Origin of the sequence: Streptomyces fodineus, from assembly GCF_001735805.1 — a bacterium.
GTDB classification, from domain to species: Bacteria; Actinomycetota; Actinomycetes; order Streptomycetales; family Streptomycetaceae; genus Streptomyces; species Streptomyces fodineus.
The window spans coordinates 6,177,419-6,192,782 of record NZ_CP017248.1; the positions used below are offsets into that span (position 1 = coordinate 6,177,419).

Below are 15,364 nucleotides of genomic sequence, written 5' to 3' on the forward strand. Positions count from 1 at the left end.
CTAACCTAAGTTTATTGGATCGAGGCACGCCTCACCCGTGACCGGTGTCACGCACAAGGGCGTTACCCGGCCGGGGAGTTACTCGGTGGCCCGCAGCTGTTCCTCGGTCATCCCCCGCCGCCAGTACCCGACGAAGGTCACCCGCCGCCGGTCAACCCCGCGCTCACCGACGAAGTGCCGCCGCAGGGCCTTGACGTGGCCCGACTCACCCGCGATCCACACGTACGGCCGCTCGGTGAGGGAGAGCCGGGCGGCCCGTACGGCGTCGACGGCCATGGGGGACCCGTCGTGCCGTACGAGCCACGTGATCTCCGCGTCCGCCTCCGTGCGCACGTCCTGGATGTCCCCGGCGTCCGGCACCTCCAGCCAGGCGCGGACGCGGGTGCCGGCGGGCAGGGACTCGAGGATGGCGGTCGCGGCCGGTACGGCGGTCTCGTCGCCCCACAGGACGACGAGGTCGGTGTCCCCGGGCGGGCGGAAGCGGATCGCGCGGTTGTCGGCGATGGCGGGCCCGAGCAGCAGGACGCGGTCGCCGGGGGTGGCCTGGGAGGCCCAGCGGGAGGCGGGGCCGGCGGGGGTGGCCGCGCCGGGCTCGACACCGTGCAGCGCGAAGTCGATGTCGATCTCGTCGGGGTCCCGGCGCAGGGCGCGGAGGGTGTACGACCGCATCACCGCCCGTACGTCGTCCGGCAGTTCACGCCAGGCCTGCCACCAGTCGTCGCCCAGGTCCAGCGGGACGACGGGTTCGGGCTGGTCCGGATGCGGCAGGAACAGGGACAGGGACTGGTCCCGGCCCTCGGAGTGGAAGGCGTGCAGGTCCGGCCCGCCGAAGGTGACCCGGACCAGGGACGGCCCCAGCCGCCTCGTCCGTACGACCTGCAGGGAGAAGAATCGGAACGGGGCGGCTACGGCCGTCGTCATATGAGCTCCTGATGGGACGTCAGGTCGGTGGCTAGCTGACCTTCTTGGCCTTCTCCAGGGCCTCGGCCAGACTCGTGAGCAGCGGCACGCACTTGTCGTACGACAGAATCGGCTCGGGCGACCGGGCGATCACCTGGCCCGCCTTCACCGCGGGCAGCTTCTTCCACGTCGGCTTGGTGATGCCGGCCGGCTGGATCGCCGATGACCGGTCGTCCATCATGATGATGTCGGCCTGATACTTGTCGACGTTCTCCCAGCTCAGCGACTCGAACCAGCCGCCGCCCTGCTTCTTGGCGCTCTCCGGCGGCTCGACGAAGTTCACGCCGAGGGCCTTGAAGTACTCGAGGTCGACGGAGAGGTTGGTGCCGGAGACGTAGAACAGCTGGTCGCTCGCGCTGCCGGCCATCACCTTGATGCCGGGCTTGGCCTTGGCGGCGGCACGCAGCCGCGCGGCGGCGGCCTCGAACCGCTTCTTCGCGTCGGTCACCTTCGCGGCCTGCATGTCCGCGCCCAGCGACTCGGCCAGGTCCCACACGCGCTGCAGCGGCTGGGTGAGCTGACGGTCGTAGACGGAGATGCCGATGCCGGGAGCCAGCTGGGCGATCTTCTTCTTGGACTCCTCGGGGACGTACCAGAGGGTTCCGGCGTTGTCGAACATCGTCGTGATCAGCACGTCCGGCGCGAGCGAGGCGTACTTCTCGATGTTGAACTGGCCCCAGGCGTTGCCGAGCACCGTCACCTTGCTGACGTCCATGTCGCCGGCCTGGACATCGGCCTTGCCGTCCTTGGTCGCCGTCGGGCCGAAGACGCCCTTGACCCGGATGCCGTAGTCGTAGAGCGCGGCGCCGACGCCGGTGAAGGCGACGATGTTCGCGGGGACCTTGTCCAGCTTCACCGTCGTGCCGCGGTCGTCCTCGAAGGACCAGGGCCCGGACTTGCCGGCCGCCGCCTCCTTGCCGGAGCCACCGTCTTTCCCCTGGCCGTCCCCGCAGGCGGCGAGCGCGGCACCGAGTCCGACGGCGCCGCCCGCGGCGAGGAGGCCGCGGCGAGTGAGGTGGGTGGCACGGGCATGGGGCATGGGTATGGCCGCTTTCGAACGGGGCGGAGCGCCGGCCGGACAGGTTCCAAGGTAGGTTAGCCTAACCTTGCTTAATGTCCAGCCGGGTGGGGCGGCACGGCCCGCGCCGCGAGTGAACGGACAACACACCGGCGTCTGCTGCCCTGTTGGGCCGCGGGCATCGTCGGCCTGACCGCCGCCCCCTTGTGGCGCGCCCTCCTCGGCGGGCTGCCGTTCCTGCTGCTCCTGCTGTGCCCCGGCTGCGCGGCACCGCAGATCGTCCACCGCGTCGCCGTCGAGTCCTGAAGGAGATCGGCGTCCGTGCGGCATGGCGCGGTACGGGACCGCACGGCGTATCCATGACGCTCTCCTCGCCACCCGCGCGGAGCCGTACGTCACGCTCATGGTCAACAAGGCGGCCGGCGACGGGAAGGTGCATGCGCTCTACCGGTCGTGGGGCTACGAGGACCTCGGGCAGAGCCGGCCGTCAGCGGCTTCGCCGGTCCTTACGGTGATGATCCCTCCATCCGCTCGACCGGTGTCCACGACAGGAGCGAGGGGAGCGGCAGAGGGTGATGCGCGGCGTCGGTGTTCAAGGCCACCAGGACGTCTTGAAGGCCGGCGCCGCGCGATGTCTCAGCTCACCTTGATGGTGACCTTCCACGGCGCGATGGCACGGGGGCACTTGTGCCCGGGGTCAGGGTGGCACTGCCGCACGGCGGAGATGGTGCTGGTGCCCGGGCTCTCCGCGTGCAGGATCGCGTATGCGTCACCGGCCGGTGTCGTGCCGCCGACAGTCCGGGTCAGGACGTGGGCATCGCGGGTGCTCGGCATGGTCCACGTGTACGTCAGGCCCCGTTCGCGGGAGGCCTTCAGCCGGATCTCGGTGTCGTCACCGACCGACCGCGCCACGCTGTGGCCGTTGTCGGAGTTGGTGAGGACGAGACGGCCGGCCAGAGCGGAGTGGGGCGCGGCGGAAGCGGCTGTCGTGATCACCGTGGCGGTCAGCGCCAGTCCCAGCGTCAATCCGGCTCCATACTTCGCTGCTTTCACGGTTACCTCCAGGCAGATGACGGACGCGCTGACCAACGTCCCGCACGCCCGTCACGCAATGCCCCGCCCCGAGAGAACCACCTGATTCGCCGAACAGCGTCCCCATCGTCGTCGAGTAGGAACGGACTGCCACAACGGGGAAGCGATCGCCTGAGCTCCGGGTGGGTCCAGCGACGTCCTCGCCGGCTAGCTCACCAGCCCCAGCTCCCGGGCGATCAGCATCCGCTGGACCTCGCTCGTGCCCTCGCCGATCTCCAGGATCTTGGAGTCGCGCCACATGCGGGCCACGGGGTACTCGTTCATGAAGCCGTAGCCGCCGTGGATCTGGGTGGCGTCGCGGGCGTTGTCGACGGCGATGGTGGAGGAGTAGAGCTTGGCCAGGGCCGCCTCCTTCTTGAAGGGTTCGCCCGCGACCAGGCGCGAGGCGGCGTCCCGCCAGGCCAGGCGGGCCGTGTGGGCCTTCATCTCCATGTCGGCGATCTTGAACTGGATGGCCTGGTTGGCGCCGATGGGCTTGCCGAAGGCGTGGCGTTCCTTGGCGTACTTCACCGACTCGTCGACGCAGCCCTGGGCGAGGCCGGTCGCGAGCGCCGCGATCGCGATGCGGCCCTCGTCGAGGATGCGCAGGAACTGGGCGTAGCCCCGGCCCTCCTCGCCGAGCAGGTTGGCGGCGGGGACCCGGACATCGGCGAACGACAGCTCGCGGGTGTCGGAGGCGTTCCAGCCCACCTTCGAGTAGGGCGCGGCCACCGTGAAGCCCGGCGTGCCGGACGGGACGATGATCGCCGAGATCTGCGGCTTGCCGTCCGGCTTGCGGCCGGTCACGGCGGTCACCGTCACCAGGCCCGTGATGTCCGTACCGGAGTTGGTGATGAAGCACTTGGAGCCGTTGATCACCCATTCGTTCGTGTCGGGGTCGAGGCGGGCCGTCGTACGCGTGGCGCCCGCGTCGCTGCCGCCGTCCGGCTCGGTCAGGCCGAACGCGCCCAGCATCTCGCCCGAGCACAGGCGGGGCAGCCACGTGCGCTTCTGCTCCTCGGTGCCGAAGAGGTGCAGCGGCATGGCGCCCAGGGAGACCCCTGCTTCGAGAGTGATCGCCACGGACGAGTCGACCCTCGCCAGTTCCTCCAGGGCGATGCCGAGCGCCAGATAGTCGCCGCCCATGCCGCCGTACTCCTCCGGGAACGGCAGCCCGAACAGGCCCATACGGCCCATCTCGCGGACGATCTCGTACGGGAACTCGTGCCGCTCGTAGAAGTCGCCGATCTTCGGCGCCACGACGTCGTGCGCGAACTCCTCCACCGTACGGCGGAGTTCCTCCAGCTCGGGGCTGAGACGGTGGTCCATGCTGATCACTGGTCCTTGTGGGAGAGAGCGCGGACGGTACGGGACGGGCTGGGCCGGTCCAGATGGGCGGCCATCCACACGCTTGTGGCGGTCAGACGGCCGAGGTCGACCCCGGTCTCGATGCCGAGGCCGTGCAGCATCCAGACGAGGTCCTCGGTGGCGAGGTTGCCGGTGGCGGACTTGGCGTACGGGCAGCCGCCGAGGCCTCCGGCGGAGGCGTCGATCGTCGTCACGCCGTGTTCCAGTGCCGCGTAGGTGTTCGCGAGCGCCTGGCCGTAGGTGTCGTGGAAGTGCACGCCGATCATGTTCGTCGGCACGCCCTCCTCGTTGAGCAGGGAGAGCAGTTCGAGTACGTGGCCCGGGGTGGCCACGCCGATCGTGTCGCCGAGGCTCAGCTCGTCGCAGCCCATGTCCCGCAGGGCCGTGCAGACCCGGGCCACCTGGTGCAGGGGGACCGCCCCCTCCCAGGGGTCGCCGAAGCACATCGAGACATAGCCGCGCACGTGCACGCCCGCGTCCTTCGCCTGCCGCACCACCGGCCCGAACACGGCCAGCGACTCGTCCACCGTGCGGTTGAGGTTGGCCTTCGCGAAGGACTCGGTGGCGCTGGCGAACACGGCGACCCGGTCGGCGCCGAGCGCCAGCGCCCGGTCCAGGCCCCGCCGGTTGGGCACGAGCACCGGGAACGCGACTCCCGGAAGATCCCTGATCAGCGGGAACAGCTGCTCGGCGTCGGCGAGCTGGGGCACCCACTCGGGATGCACGAAGCTCGTCGCCTCGATCGTCGTCAGGCCCGCGTCGGCGAGCCGGCGGATGAACTCCGCCTTGATCTCGGTCGGTACGGCCTGCTTCTCGTTCTGCAGCCCGTCCCGCGCGCCGACCTCGTGGATCCGCACCCGCGCGGGCAGATCGGACGCCGGTACGACCATGGGGAGAGCGTCGGCGGTCACTCGGCCACCTCCTCGTGCGGGGTGATCACGGCCAGCACCTGGTCCATCGCGACCGTCGTGCCGGGAGTCACGTCCAGTTCGGCGACCGTGCCGGCGTGCGGGGCGGAGATGACGTGCTCCATCTTCATCGCCTCCACCACCAGCAGGCTCTGCCCGGCGGCCACTTCGTCACCGACGGCCACCTTCACCACGGTCACCGTGCCGGGCATGGGCGCGGTGAGGGAGTCGGCACCCGCGTGCGTGGACCGGCTGAGGGACGCGGCGACCGGGTCGTGGTCCCGCACCTGCCAGGCGTCGCCGTCCCGGCCGAGCCAGGAGCCGTCCGGCCCGGCCGTGAAGGTGTGGGAGACGCCGTCCAGCAGGAAGGTGAACCGGTGCCCGGCACCGGGACGCGGGGGCACGCCCCCGGAGCCCCGCAGCGGACTGTCCGCCCCGGGCAGCAGCAGCTCCGTCGCGCCGTCCGGCGTGTTGCGCACGCGCACGGTCACCGGCTCGTGCCCCGGCACCTGCAGATGGTGCGGTGTCCAGGCCCGTGCCCCGCCCAGCCGCCAGCCGTCGGCGGCGGCGAACGGGTTCGCCCAGCCGGAACCTGTGGCGGGCGCGAGCGTGGCCTGCCGCAGCAGCGCCGCCGCCGCGTAGACCTCCGCCGGCACCCCCTGCGGTACCAGCCCGTCCACCTCGCGCTCGACCAGACCGGTGTCCAACTCGCCCGCCACGACCGCCGGATGGGCCAGCAGCCGGCGCAGGAACCCCGCGTTGGTCTGCACGCCCAGCGTGACCGTCTCCGCGAGCGCCGCCCGGAGCCTGCGCAGCGCGGTCTCCCGGTCGGGGCCGTGGGCGATCACCTTGGACAGCATCGGGTCGTACAGGCTGCCCACCTCGGTGCCCTCATTGAGCCCGGAGTCGGTGCGGACGCCGTCGCCCTGTGGCTCGTCCAGCAGCAGGACGGTGCCGCCGGAGGGCAGGAAGCCGCGCGCGGGGTCCTCGGCGCAGATCCGGGCCTCGACGGCGTGCCCGGTGAGCGTGAGGGCGGTCTGGGCGAAGGGCAGCCGCTCGCCGGCCGCGACCCGCAGCTGCCACTCCACCAGGTCGAGGCCGGTCACCAACTCGGTGACCGGGTGCTCCACCTGGAGACGGGTGTTCATCTCCATGAAGAAGTACTGGTTGCGATCCTCACCGGAGACGATGAACTCGACCGTGCCCGCGCCCCGGTAGCCGCAACTGCGCGCCGCCTGCACGGCCGCCTCGCCCATCGCCGCGCGGGTCCGCTCGTCCAGCAGGACGGAAGGCGCCTCCTCGATGATCTTCTGGTGCCGCCGCTGGAGCGAGCACTCGCGCTCACCCAGGTGAACCACACTCCCGTGGCCGTCGGCCAGCACCTGGATCTCGATGTGCCGGGGCCGGTCGATCCACCGCTCCACCAGCAGCGTGTCGTCGCCGAAGGAGGCGCGGGCCTCGCGGCGGGCGGCGGCGATCTCCTCGGCCAGCTTCTCGGCGTCCCGGACGAGCCGCATGCCCTTGCCGCCACCGCCGGCGGACGGCTTGAGCAGGACCGGGGTCCCGATCTGCCGTGCCGCGTCGGCCAGTTGGGCATCGGTGAGCCCGCTGCCGCTCGACCCCGGCACCACCGGCACTCCGGCCGCCGCCACCGTCTCCTTGGCCCGGATCTTGTCGCCCATGAGCGCGATCGCGTCCGCCGGCGGGCCGATGAAGACCAGCCCCGCCTCCTCGCAGGCGCGCGCGAAGCCCGCGTTCTCGGCGAGGAAGCCGTACCCGGGGTGGACGGCCTGGGCGCCGGTGCGGGCGGCGGCCTGAAGCAGCCGCTCCACCGACAGATAGCTCTCGGCGGCCGGCGCCGGACCGATCCGTACCGCCGTGTCGGCCTCCCGGACATGCCGTGCGTCCGCGTCGGCGTCGGAGAAGACCGCCACCGAGCGCACGCCCAGCGAGCGGAGCGTACGGATGACGCGTACGGCGATCTCGCCCCGGTTGGCCACCAGCACTGTGTCGAACACGGTTCCCCTCCTCACATCCGGAAGACGCCGAACTGGGGGTCTCCCAGAGGCGCGTTGGCGCAGGCCGTCAGGGCGAGTCCGAGCGCCTGACGGGTTTCCAGCGGGTCGATCACGCCGTCGTCCCAGAGGCGGGCGGTGGCGTAGTAGGCGTTGCCCTGGCGCTCGTACTGCGCGCGGATCGGTGCCTTGAAGGCCTCTTCGTCCTCGACGGGCCACTGTTCGCCCCGCGCCTGAAGCTGGTCCCGTTTGACGGTCGCGAGGACGGAGGCGGCCTGCTCGCCGCCCATGACGGAGATCTTGGCGCCCGGCCACATCCACAGGAAGCGGGGGGAGTAGGCACGGCCGCACATCGAGTAGTTGCCCGCGCCGTACGACCCGCCGACCACCACCGTCAGCTTCGGCACGCGCGTGCAGGCGACCGCCGTCACCATCTTGGCGCCGTGCTTGGCGATACCGCCGGCCTCGTAGTCCCTGCCGACCATGAACCCGGAGATGTTCTGCAGGAACACCAGGGGGATGCCGCGCTGGTCGCACAGCTCGATGAAGTGGGCGCCCTTCTGGGCCGACTCGGAGAAGAGGATGCCGTTGTTGGCGACGATCCCGACCGGGTGGCCGTGGATCCGGGCGAACCCGGTGACGAGGGTCTGCCCGAACTCGGACTTGAACTCGGCGAAACGGGAGCCGTCGGTGATACGGGCGATGATCTCGCGTACGTCGTAGGGGGTACGGGAGTCGACGGGGACGGCGCCGTACAGCCCGTACGGGTCCACCTTGGGCTCGACGGACGGCTGGACCTCCCAGGGCAGGGACTGCCGGGCCGGGAGGGTGGCGACGATGTTCCGGACGATCCTGAGGGCGTGCGCGTCGTCCTCGGCGAGGTGGTCGGTGACGCCGGAGATCCGGGAGTGGACCTCGCCGCCGCCCAGCTCCTCGGCCGTGACGACCTCGCCGGTGGCGGCCTTCACCAGCGGCGGGCCGCCGAGGAAGATCGTCCCCTGGTTGCGGACGATCACCGCCTCGTCGCTCATGGCGGGCACGTACGCGCCGCCGGCGGTGCAGGAGCCGAGGACGGCCGCGATCTGCGGGATCCCCGCGCCCGACATCCGGGCCTGGTTGTAGAAGATCCGCCCGAAGTGCTCCCGGTCGGGGAACACCTCGTCCTGCATCGGCAGGAAGGCGCCGCCGGAGTCGACCAGGTAGACGCAGGGCAGGCGGTTGTCGAGGGCGACCTCCTGGGCGCGCAGGTGCTTCTTCACCGTCATCGGGTAGTACGTGCCGCCCTTGACGGTCGCGTCATTGGCGACGACCACGCACTCGCGCCCGCTGACCCGGCCGATCCCGGCGATCACCCCGGCGGCCGGGGCCTGCCCGTCGTACATCCCGTCGGCCGCGAGGGGCGCCAGCTCCAGGAACGGCGACCCGGGGTCCAGCAGCGTGTCCACCCTGTCCCTCGGCAGCAGCTTGCCCCGCGCGGTGTGCCTGGCCCGCGCCTTCTCGCCGCCGCCGAGGGCCGCCGCGGCCAGCTTGGCGCGCAGTTCCCCGACGAGTGCGAGATGCGCCTCTTCGTTGGCCCGCCAGGCCTCCGACGCGGGATCTGCCGCGCTCCGGAGCTCCGGTGCCTCCTGCATCCTGCGGTCCCCTCACCCAGTGGTCGTCCTGTTAATGAGCGTTAACCATTTCCCTCAGGTTAACGACCGCTAACCTCGCTGTCTAGAATTAGCTGCATGGTCACCAGAACCGACGCCCCCACCCGTCGCGAGCAGATCCTCAAGGAGGCCGCCCGGCTCTTCGCCGAGCGCGGCTTCCACGGCGTCGGTGTCGACGAGATAGGCGCCGCCGTGGGTATCAGCGGCCCCGGCCTGTACCGGCACTTCCCGGGCAAGGACGCGATGCTCGCCGAGCTGCTGGTCGGCATCAGCGGCCAGCTGCTGACGGGCGCGAAGCGCCGGCTGGCGGAGGCCGACGGGGACACCCGGCCCTCCGCCGTCCTTGATTCCCTGATCGAGGGCCACATCGACTTCGCCCTGGACGACCGTCCCCTCATCACCTTGCACGACCGCGAGCTGGACCGCCTGCGCGACAGCGACCGCAAGCTGGTGCGCCAGCTCCAGCGGCAGTACGTCGAGCTGTGGGTGGAGGTGGTCCGCGAGGTGTATCCGGGACTGTCGGAGCCGTCGGCCCGCTCGGCGGTCCACTCCGTCTTCGGCCTGCTGAACTCCACACCGCATCTGGGCCGCGCGGGCACGCTGCCGGGCCGGGCGGCCACCGCGGCTCTGCTGCACCGGATGGCGCGGGGCGCGTTCGCGGCGGCGGGGGAGCTGTGAGCCCTGTCGCCCCGCCCCGAGAGTGACCTGCGTCTCTGGACGCATGCTCGTACTCGCCGGTATCTTCGAGTGAGCAAGCGCTTAGACAGGACGTGGAGGTGGCGGCGTGCGCCGTACGGTGTTCAACGAGGATCACGAGGCGTTCCGGGAGACCCTCCGCGCCTTCATCGAGGCCGAGGTCGTCCCGGTCTACGACGAGTGGTTCGCCGCCGGCCAGGCGCCGCGCGACTTCTACTACAAGCTCGGCGAGCTGGGCGTCTTCGGCATCAGCGTGCCCGAGGAGTTCGGCGGCGCGGGCCTGGACACCCACAAGTTCGAGGCGGTCATCTACGAGGAGACCGCCCGCGCCGGCGTGAACTTCGGCGGCTCCGGTGTCCACGTGCTGCTCGCCCTGCCGTACATCAAGATGCTGGCCGACGACGAGCAGAAGAAGCGCTACCTGCCGAAGTTCGTCACCGGCGAGGAGATGTGGGCCATCGCGATGACCGAGCCGGGCACCGGCTCCGACCTCGCGGGCATGAAGACCACCGCCAAGCTGAGCGAGGACGGCACCCACTACGTCCTCAACGGCGCCAAGACCTTCATCACCGGCGGCGTCCACGCCGACAAGGTGATCGTCTGCGCCCGCACGGCCGCGCCCACCGCCGAGGACCGCCGCCACGGCATCTCCCTGTTCGCCGTGGACACCAAGTCCGAGGGCTACTCCGTCGGCCGCAAGCTCGACAAGCTGGGCCTGAAGACCTCCGACACCGCCGAGCTGGCGTTCGTCGACGTCAGGGTCCCGGTCGAGGACCTGCTCGGCGAGGAGAACAAGGGCTTCTACTACCTCGGCCACAACCTGGCCTCCGAGCGCTGGGGCATCGCCTTCGGTGCCTACGCCCAGGCCAAGGCCGCCGTCCGGTTCGCCAAGCAGTACGTCCAGGAGCGCACCGTCTTCGGCAAGCCGGTCGCGCACTTCCAGAACACCAAGTTCGAGCTGGCCGCCTGCCAGGCCGAGGTGGACGCCGCCGAGGCCGTCGCCGACCGCGCGACCGAGGCCCTGGACGCCGGTGAGCTCACTCCGGCCGAGGCCGCCTCCGCCAAGCTGTTCTGCACCGAGGTCGCCCACCGCGTCATCGACCGCTGCCTCCAGCTGCACGGCGGCTACGGCTACATGAACGAGTACCCGATCGCCCGCCTGTACGCGGACAACCGCGTCAACCGCATCTACGGCGGCACCAGCGAGATCATGAAGACGATCATCGCCAAGGACATGGGCCTGTAAGACGGACCCTCGCCGCCGCAATCACTGGCCGGTACAACTAACGCCATGAGTCAGGCACTTCAGGATCTCCTCGATCTGCTCGACCTCGAGCAGATCGAGGAGAACATCTTCCGCGGCCGGTCCCGCTCCGCCGTCGTACCCCGCGTCTTCGGCGGGCAGGTCGCGGCGCAGGCGCTGGTCGCCGCCGGCCGGACGGTCCCCGCGGACCGGCCCGCCCACTCCCTGCACGCGTACTTCCTGCGCCCGGGGGACCCCGGCGCGCCGATCGTCTACACCGTGGACCGCATCCGCGACGGCCGCTCCTTCACCACCCGCCGCGTGGTCGCCGTCCAGCACGGCAAGCCGATCTTCCACCTGTCCGCGTCCTTCCAGGTGTACGAGGAGGGGCTGGAGCACCAGGCGCCCATGCCCGCCTCGCCCGACCCGGCGACCCTGCCCACCTCCCAGGAGCGGATGCGCGGCTACGGCCACCTCGCGCCCGAGGTCGTCGAGAAGTTCCTCGAGGCCCGCGAGGCGATCGACCTCAGGTACGTGGAGGAGCCGCCGTACGGGCAGTTCGGCGAGCCGCGCGAGCCGCACTCGCAGGTGTGGTTCCGCACCAACGGCAAGCTGGACTGCGCCTTTGACGAACCGTTGCTGCACGTCGTCCTCGCCACCTACGTCTCCGACATGACCCTCCTCGACTCCGTGCTGCTCGCGCACGGACGCGGCGGCTGGGCCGTGGGGGATGTCGTGGGCGCCTCCCTGGACCACGCGATGTGGTTCCACCGTCCCTTCCGCGCCGACGAATGGCTGCTGTACGACCAGGAGTCGCCGTCCGCACACGGCGGCCGGGGCCTCGGCCAGGCGCGGATCTACACGCAGGACGGACGGCTCGCGATCACCGTCATCCAGGAGGGTGTCGTCCGCGTCCCGCGTGGCTGATGTTGCCCTCGAGGTGCCGAGCGACCGGTGTGGCATTAGTCTCTATGAGTGAGCGCCGCAGTACACGGTGTGACCGGCCGACGGTTTCCGGATCCCGGGAATGGCAGACGTCGGCGGCGACTCCGTGCGGTCAATCCGCTGCGGTGACACCTGAAGAGCGTGCCGTGACGTCCCCCTCAGTGAGCACGGCGCCGACCATCCGCCCCGTGTCTTCCTCATGGAGCCGCGGGAGATGATGGAAACAGAAGGGTAACTTCCCATGCGAGCACAGCGCGTTAAGCGTTACGTCGTGATGTCCGCCGCGGGCTTCCTGCTGGCGGGCGGAGCCGCGATCGGCACGGCGGGCACCGCCTCGGCAGCCCCGGTACACCAGAACCTCGGTTTCCACAGCCGGTTCGCCGACTGCGGTTGTGGTGGTTGGCACCACCACCACCGCCACCACCGCCACCACGGCGGCCACGGTTGGGGCCGCTGGGGTTGGAGCAACAACGGCAACAACAACGGCAGCACCAGCAGTAAGAGCAGTGGCAGCACCAGCAGTAAGAGCAGTGGCAGCACCAGCAGTAAGAGCAGTGGCAGCACCACCAGCAAGAGCAGTGGCAGCACCACCAGCACCGGCAGCAGTAGCAAGAGCAACACCAGCAGCTGAGCCGACGCCGTCCACACTGTGCGGCCCCGTGAGCGGGGCCGCACAGTGCCGCGCCGCAGCGGCGCGGGGCCGGATCAGGAAAGCCCCGCCTCCGCCAGCAGATACGCCGTCATCGGGTCGTAGTAGCGCGGGCTGAGCACATGGTCGTCGATCGGTACGACGACCTGGACGGTGCCCTCGGCCTCGGCGAGGAAGAGCGCCGGGTCGTTGGAGTCTGCGTACCCGACGGAGTCGATGCCGTGCTGTCCCGCGTATCCCGCCCACCCGTGGTCGGCGACGACCAGGTCCGGCAGCGGGCGTCCCGCGCGCTCAAGTCCCGTCAGGATGGCCCGCATCGGCTCCCCGGAGTGGGTGTGCCACAGGGACGCCCCGTGTTCCAGCACCGCTACGTCCGCGAACTGCATGACGTACCCCTCGTCCGTCTGCAGCCCGTCCGGGATGACCACGATCTCGCAGCCTGCGGCGCGCAACGCGGCGGCCGTGGCCCGGTGCACATCCAGCAGCCCGCCCGGATGGCCGGTCGCGAACAGCACCCGCTGCCGGTCCTCGGCCGCCTTGCGCAGCCGTGCCGCCATCCGTTCCAGCGCGTCCACGGTCAGTTCGGGGTCGATGGTGTCCTGCCCGTACCGGTACTCGGGGTCGTCGTTGACCCCTACCCGCTCGGCCATCACCGCGAGCACGTCCTGCTCGTCCGTCCAGCGGTCGCCCAGCTCCAGGCCGAGCCAGAAGTTGCGGACGCCGTTGGCGAGCTGGCGGTAGTGGGAGAGGTTGTTCTCGCGGGGCGTGGCGACGTCCCCCGCGATACGGGTCCTCACCAGGTGGTCGACGAGCTGAGCGCGGCTGGGCGTCCCGGATATCGGCATGCGTCCATTGTGGGGCAGCGGGCCACGGCCGTCCTCGCCATATCGCCCGCTGGGACGGGGCTCACTCGCCCGGTCCGCTCTGCCGCAGCGCGAACCACAGCTCCATGCGTACGTCCGGGTCGTCCAGATCGGTCTCCAACAGGGAGGCGCAGCGGGCGATGCGCTGCCGCACGGTGTTGCGGTGCACGTCGAGCGCCACCGCTGTACGGTCCCAACTGCCATGCAACGCCAGCCAGTTGCGCAGGGTCTCGGCGAGCTCGGGCCGGCCGGCGAGCGGTGCGAGCAGCGCGCGGGCGTGTGCCTCGGCGTCCGCCCGCGGCAGCAGGTCCGTCAGGCCCGGCCGGGCGCCGTGCCGGATGAGCGGGGTGCGGGTGGCCCGCGCCCGGGCGAGCGCACGGGCCGCCTGGGCGTCGGCGGCCGCCCACTCCCGCGGCTGCACGGCCGCGCTCACCCCGAGCGTCCAGCCGGCCTGCGCCTGCGGTACCCGCCCGCCCGGCACCAGCACCCGTACGACGTCATGCCCGAGATCGACCAGCGGCGACCCCAGCGCGGCACCGAGCGCGGACGCGGCGACGGCATCGGGCAACTGGTCCCCGGGCCGGGCGTGTACGACGACCCACCGACCGCCCCCGCTCCCGGCCGCGCCGGCCCGGCGGGACTCCCCGGCCAGCAGGGGGGCGACCTCCTCGGGCGCCGAGCCGAGCAGCAGCCGCACCAGCGCCGAGGAGCGCGCCGCCCCGGCCCCGCTCTGGTGCTCCCCGGTCAGTAGCGACAGCAGCACCGCGGCGACCGAGGCGATGGTGTTGTCCCCGGGCTCGCGGCGCGCGGTCGCCACCCCGAGGACGAACCCTTCGCCCGAGCCGAGGGCATAGGCGGCGAGGTGGGTGTCCCCGAGCGTGTCGGTGGCGGAGGAGGGGACGGTCCGGGCCGGGAGCGGTGACACGGGCCCGGATGCGGGGCTGGTGCTTGTGCCGCTGGGGCGGCTGGATGCGGCGCTGGTGCTTGTGCCGCTGGGGCGGCCGGTGGGGGCGGCGGTTCGGTCGGCGGGGGAGCGGCCCGGTGCCGGGGGCGAGCCGGTGTCCGAGGTGGCTCCGGTCGTGTCCGTCGCGCGGTCATCGGCCGGGGTGGCTGTGGTGGCGTCGGTCGATGCTGCCGTGGCGGCCGTGGGGTGGGTGGGCGTGTCTCTCGGTGCGGGATGCCGTGCCGTCCGGGGGGCCTCCTGCGATGCGGGGTCCGCTTCCGGTGCCCGGCCGTCCGTGGGGCGGACCACCGCGGCCAGGCCGGCCAGGGCCGTGCCGGTCTCCTCGGCCGCGTCCCGGCCCGCCGTGGCGACGGCCGTGCCGTCGGGGCCGTAGAGCACCGCGTGGCCGGAGAGGTGCTGGGCCAGGCGGCGCAGTACCGACGGCACCGGATCCGGTCGGGAGGCCGCCGCCGCGAGGCTCTGCTGGGCCTCCGTCACCCGGCGGAGTTCGGCCAGGCGGGCCTGGGCCATCAGCTGCCACACCGCGCGGGCCACACCGGAGAACGTGGTCCTGGGCGGGACCTCCAGGAGGGGGAGGCCGTAGTGGTCGCACGCCGCGACCAGGGCGCGCGGGACCGTGTCGTGCACCGGGGCCAGGCCGAAGCCGAGGGCCGCGCCGCCCGCCGCGACGATCCGCGAGACGTAGTCGTCGAAGTAGGTGCCCGAGCCCGCCGCCTCCGGGATGTGCACCCCGGCCGAGAGCAGCAGCTCGCCGCCCAGCAGATACGGGTACGGGTCGGCCATCTCCGAGGTGTGCACCCAGTGGATCACGATCGAGGGGCCGGACGGGCCCGCGATCTGCCGCAGGGCCAGGTCCTCGCGGGCCAGCAGAGCCGACAGCGGTACCGGTGGGGTCGGTGGGACCGCTGGGGTGATCGTTTCCGGCATGGTGTGCGTACCCTCCATCCCGCCCCCTTGATATGGATGAAACGTACACTTCGCAGTCGCTTTCCGGCCACCTAGTGTCAAGTCAGCA

Annotated in this window: 13 protein-coding genes and 1 pseudogene; 5 read left to right on the forward strand and 9 right to left on the reverse strand. The window is 71.4% G+C overall.

The window, feature by feature from the left end:
* Positions 1-78: 78 nt before the first annotated feature.
* The gene (locus tag BFF78_RS26580; RefSeq protein ID WP_069780696.1) at positions 79-921 is read right to left on the reverse strand and encodes a siderophore-interacting protein; all 843 of its coding nucleotides are present in this window, start codon (positions 919-921) and stop codon (positions 79-81) included.
* A 31-nt stretch (positions 922-952) separates the two neighbouring features.
* Entirely contained in the window at positions 953-1,999 is a 1,047-nt protein-coding gene (locus BFF78_RS26585; protein WP_069780697.1) for an ABC transporter substrate-binding protein, read from the reverse strand.
* Between the two features lie 266 nt (positions 2,000-2,265).
* Between BFF78_RS26585 and BFF78_RS48405 the strand changes: the two are divergent.
* A pseudogene (locus tag BFF78_RS48405) lies at positions 2,266-2,498 on the forward strand (GNAT family N-acetyltransferase); the annotation flags it as partial.
* Positions 2,499-2,614: 116 nt separating this feature from the next.
* Here BFF78_RS48405 and BFF78_RS46980 read toward each other — a convergent pair.
* The 5 genes from BFF78_RS46980 to BFF78_RS26610 form a co-directional block, all read right to left on the reverse strand.
* Positions 2,615-3,004, reverse strand: a complete 390-nt coding sequence (locus BFF78_RS46980; RefSeq protein ID WP_069780698.1) for a hypothetical protein — start codon at positions 3,002-3,004, stop codon at positions 2,615-2,617.
* Positions 3,005-3,217: 213 nt separating this feature from the next.
* Positions 3,218-4,378, reverse strand: coding sequence for an acyl-CoA dehydrogenase family protein (locus BFF78_RS26595; RefSeq protein WP_069783829.1), 1,161 nt, complete (start codon positions 4,376-4,378; stop codon positions 3,218-3,220).
* A gap of 5 nt (positions 4,379-4,383) precedes the next feature.
* Positions 4,384-5,307, reverse strand: a complete 924-nt coding sequence (locus BFF78_RS26600) for a hydroxymethylglutaryl-CoA lyase (protein ID WP_193433680.1) — start codon at positions 5,305-5,307, stop codon at positions 4,384-4,386.
* A gap of 17 nt (positions 5,308-5,324) precedes the next feature.
* Positions 5,325-7,343, reverse strand: a complete 2,019-nt coding sequence (locus tag BFF78_RS26605) for an acetyl/propionyl/methylcrotonyl-CoA carboxylase subunit alpha (RefSeq protein WP_069780700.1) — start codon at positions 7,341-7,343, stop codon at positions 5,325-5,327.
* Positions 7,344-7,354: 11 nt separating this feature from the next.
* Positions 7,355-8,971 carry a carboxyl transferase domain-containing protein gene (locus BFF78_RS26610; RefSeq protein ID WP_069780701.1) on the reverse strand — a complete coding sequence of 539 codons (1,617 nt, stop codon included), beginning with the start codon at positions 8,969-8,971 and terminating at the stop codon, positions 7,355-7,357.
* Positions 8,972-9,067: 96 nt separating this feature from the next.
* On the opposite strand from BFF78_RS26610, the gene BFF78_RS26615 reads away from it, so the two are divergent.
* The 4 genes from BFF78_RS26615 (at position 9,068) to BFF78_RS46360 (ending at position 12,504) form a co-directional block, all read left to right on the forward strand.
* Positions 9,068-9,667, forward strand: a complete 600-nt coding sequence (locus tag BFF78_RS26615; RefSeq protein WP_069780702.1) for an SACE_7040 family transcriptional regulator — start codon at positions 9,068-9,070, stop codon at positions 9,665-9,667.
* A 106-nt stretch (positions 9,668-9,773) separates the two neighbouring features.
* A complete protein-coding gene (locus BFF78_RS26620; RefSeq protein WP_069780703.1) occupies positions 9,774-10,931 on the forward strand; it encodes an acyl-CoA dehydrogenase family protein in 1,158 nt (385 codons plus the stop codon).
* Between the two features lie 45 nt (positions 10,932-10,976).
* Positions 10,977-11,855: an acyl-CoA thioesterase gene (locus BFF78_RS26625; protein WP_069780704.1), complete on the forward strand. Its 879-nt coding sequence runs from the start codon at positions 10,977-10,979 to the stop codon at positions 11,853-11,855.
* A 259-nt stretch (positions 11,856-12,114) separates the two neighbouring features.
* Complete coding sequence (locus BFF78_RS46360) at positions 12,115-12,504, forward strand: hypothetical protein (protein ID WP_159033059.1); 390 nt, start codon at positions 12,115-12,117, stop codon at positions 12,502-12,504.
* Between the two features lie 74 nt (positions 12,505-12,578).
* Here the strand turns inward: BFF78_RS46360 and BFF78_RS26635 are convergent, their stop codons facing one another.
* Both BFF78_RS26635 and BFF78_RS26640 read right to left on the reverse strand, forming a co-directional pair.
* Positions 12,579-13,367: a phosphatase gene (locus BFF78_RS26635; RefSeq protein WP_069780706.1), complete on the reverse strand. Its 789-nt coding sequence runs from the start codon at positions 13,365-13,367 to the stop codon at positions 12,579-12,581.
* A gap of 61 nt (positions 13,368-13,428) precedes the next feature.
* Positions 13,429-15,276 carry a helix-turn-helix domain-containing protein gene (locus BFF78_RS26640; RefSeq protein WP_069780707.1) on the reverse strand — a complete coding sequence of 616 codons (1,848 nt, stop codon included), beginning with the start codon at positions 15,274-15,276 and terminating at the stop codon, positions 13,429-13,431.
* Between the last annotated feature and the right edge of the window lie 88 nt (positions 15,277-15,364).

Coding starts and splice junctions, on each gene's coding strand:
- BFF78_RS26580 (WP_069780696.1), bottom strand. CDS start 921: ATGACGACGGCCGTAGCCGCCCCGTTCCGATTCTTCTCCCTGCAGGTC.
- BFF78_RS26585 (WP_069780697.1), bottom strand. CDS start 1,999: ATGCCCCATGCCCGTGCCACCCACCTCACTCGCCGCGGCCTCCTCGCC.
- BFF78_RS26595 (WP_069783829.1), bottom strand. CDS start 4,378: ATGGACCACCGTCTCAGCCCCGAGCTGGAGGAACTCCGCCGTACGGTG.
- BFF78_RS26600 (WP_193433680.1), bottom strand. CDS start 5,307: ATGGTCGTACCGGCGTCCGATCTGCCCGCGCGGGTGCGGATCCACGAG.
- BFF78_RS26610 (WP_069780701.1), bottom strand. CDS start 8,971: ATGCAGGAGGCACCGGAGCTCCGGAGCGCGGCAGATCCCGCGTCGGAG.
- BFF78_RS26615 (WP_069780702.1), top strand. CDS start 9,068: ATGGTCACCAGAACCGACGCCCCCACCCGTCGCGAGCAGATCCTCAAG.
- BFF78_RS26625 (WP_069780704.1), top strand. CDS start 10,977: ATGAGTCAGGCACTTCAGGATCTCCTCGATCTGCTCGACCTCGAGCAG.
- BFF78_RS46360 (WP_159033059.1), top strand. CDS start 12,115: ATGCGAGCACAGCGCGTTAAGCGTTACGTCGTGATGTCCGCCGCGGGC.
- BFF78_RS26635 (WP_069780706.1), bottom strand. CDS start 13,367: ATGCCGATATCCGGGACGCCCAGCCGCGCTCAGCTCGTCGACCACCTG.
- BFF78_RS26640 (WP_069780707.1), bottom strand. CDS start 15,276: ATGCCGGAAACGATCACCCCAGCGGTCCCACCGACCCCACCGGTACCG.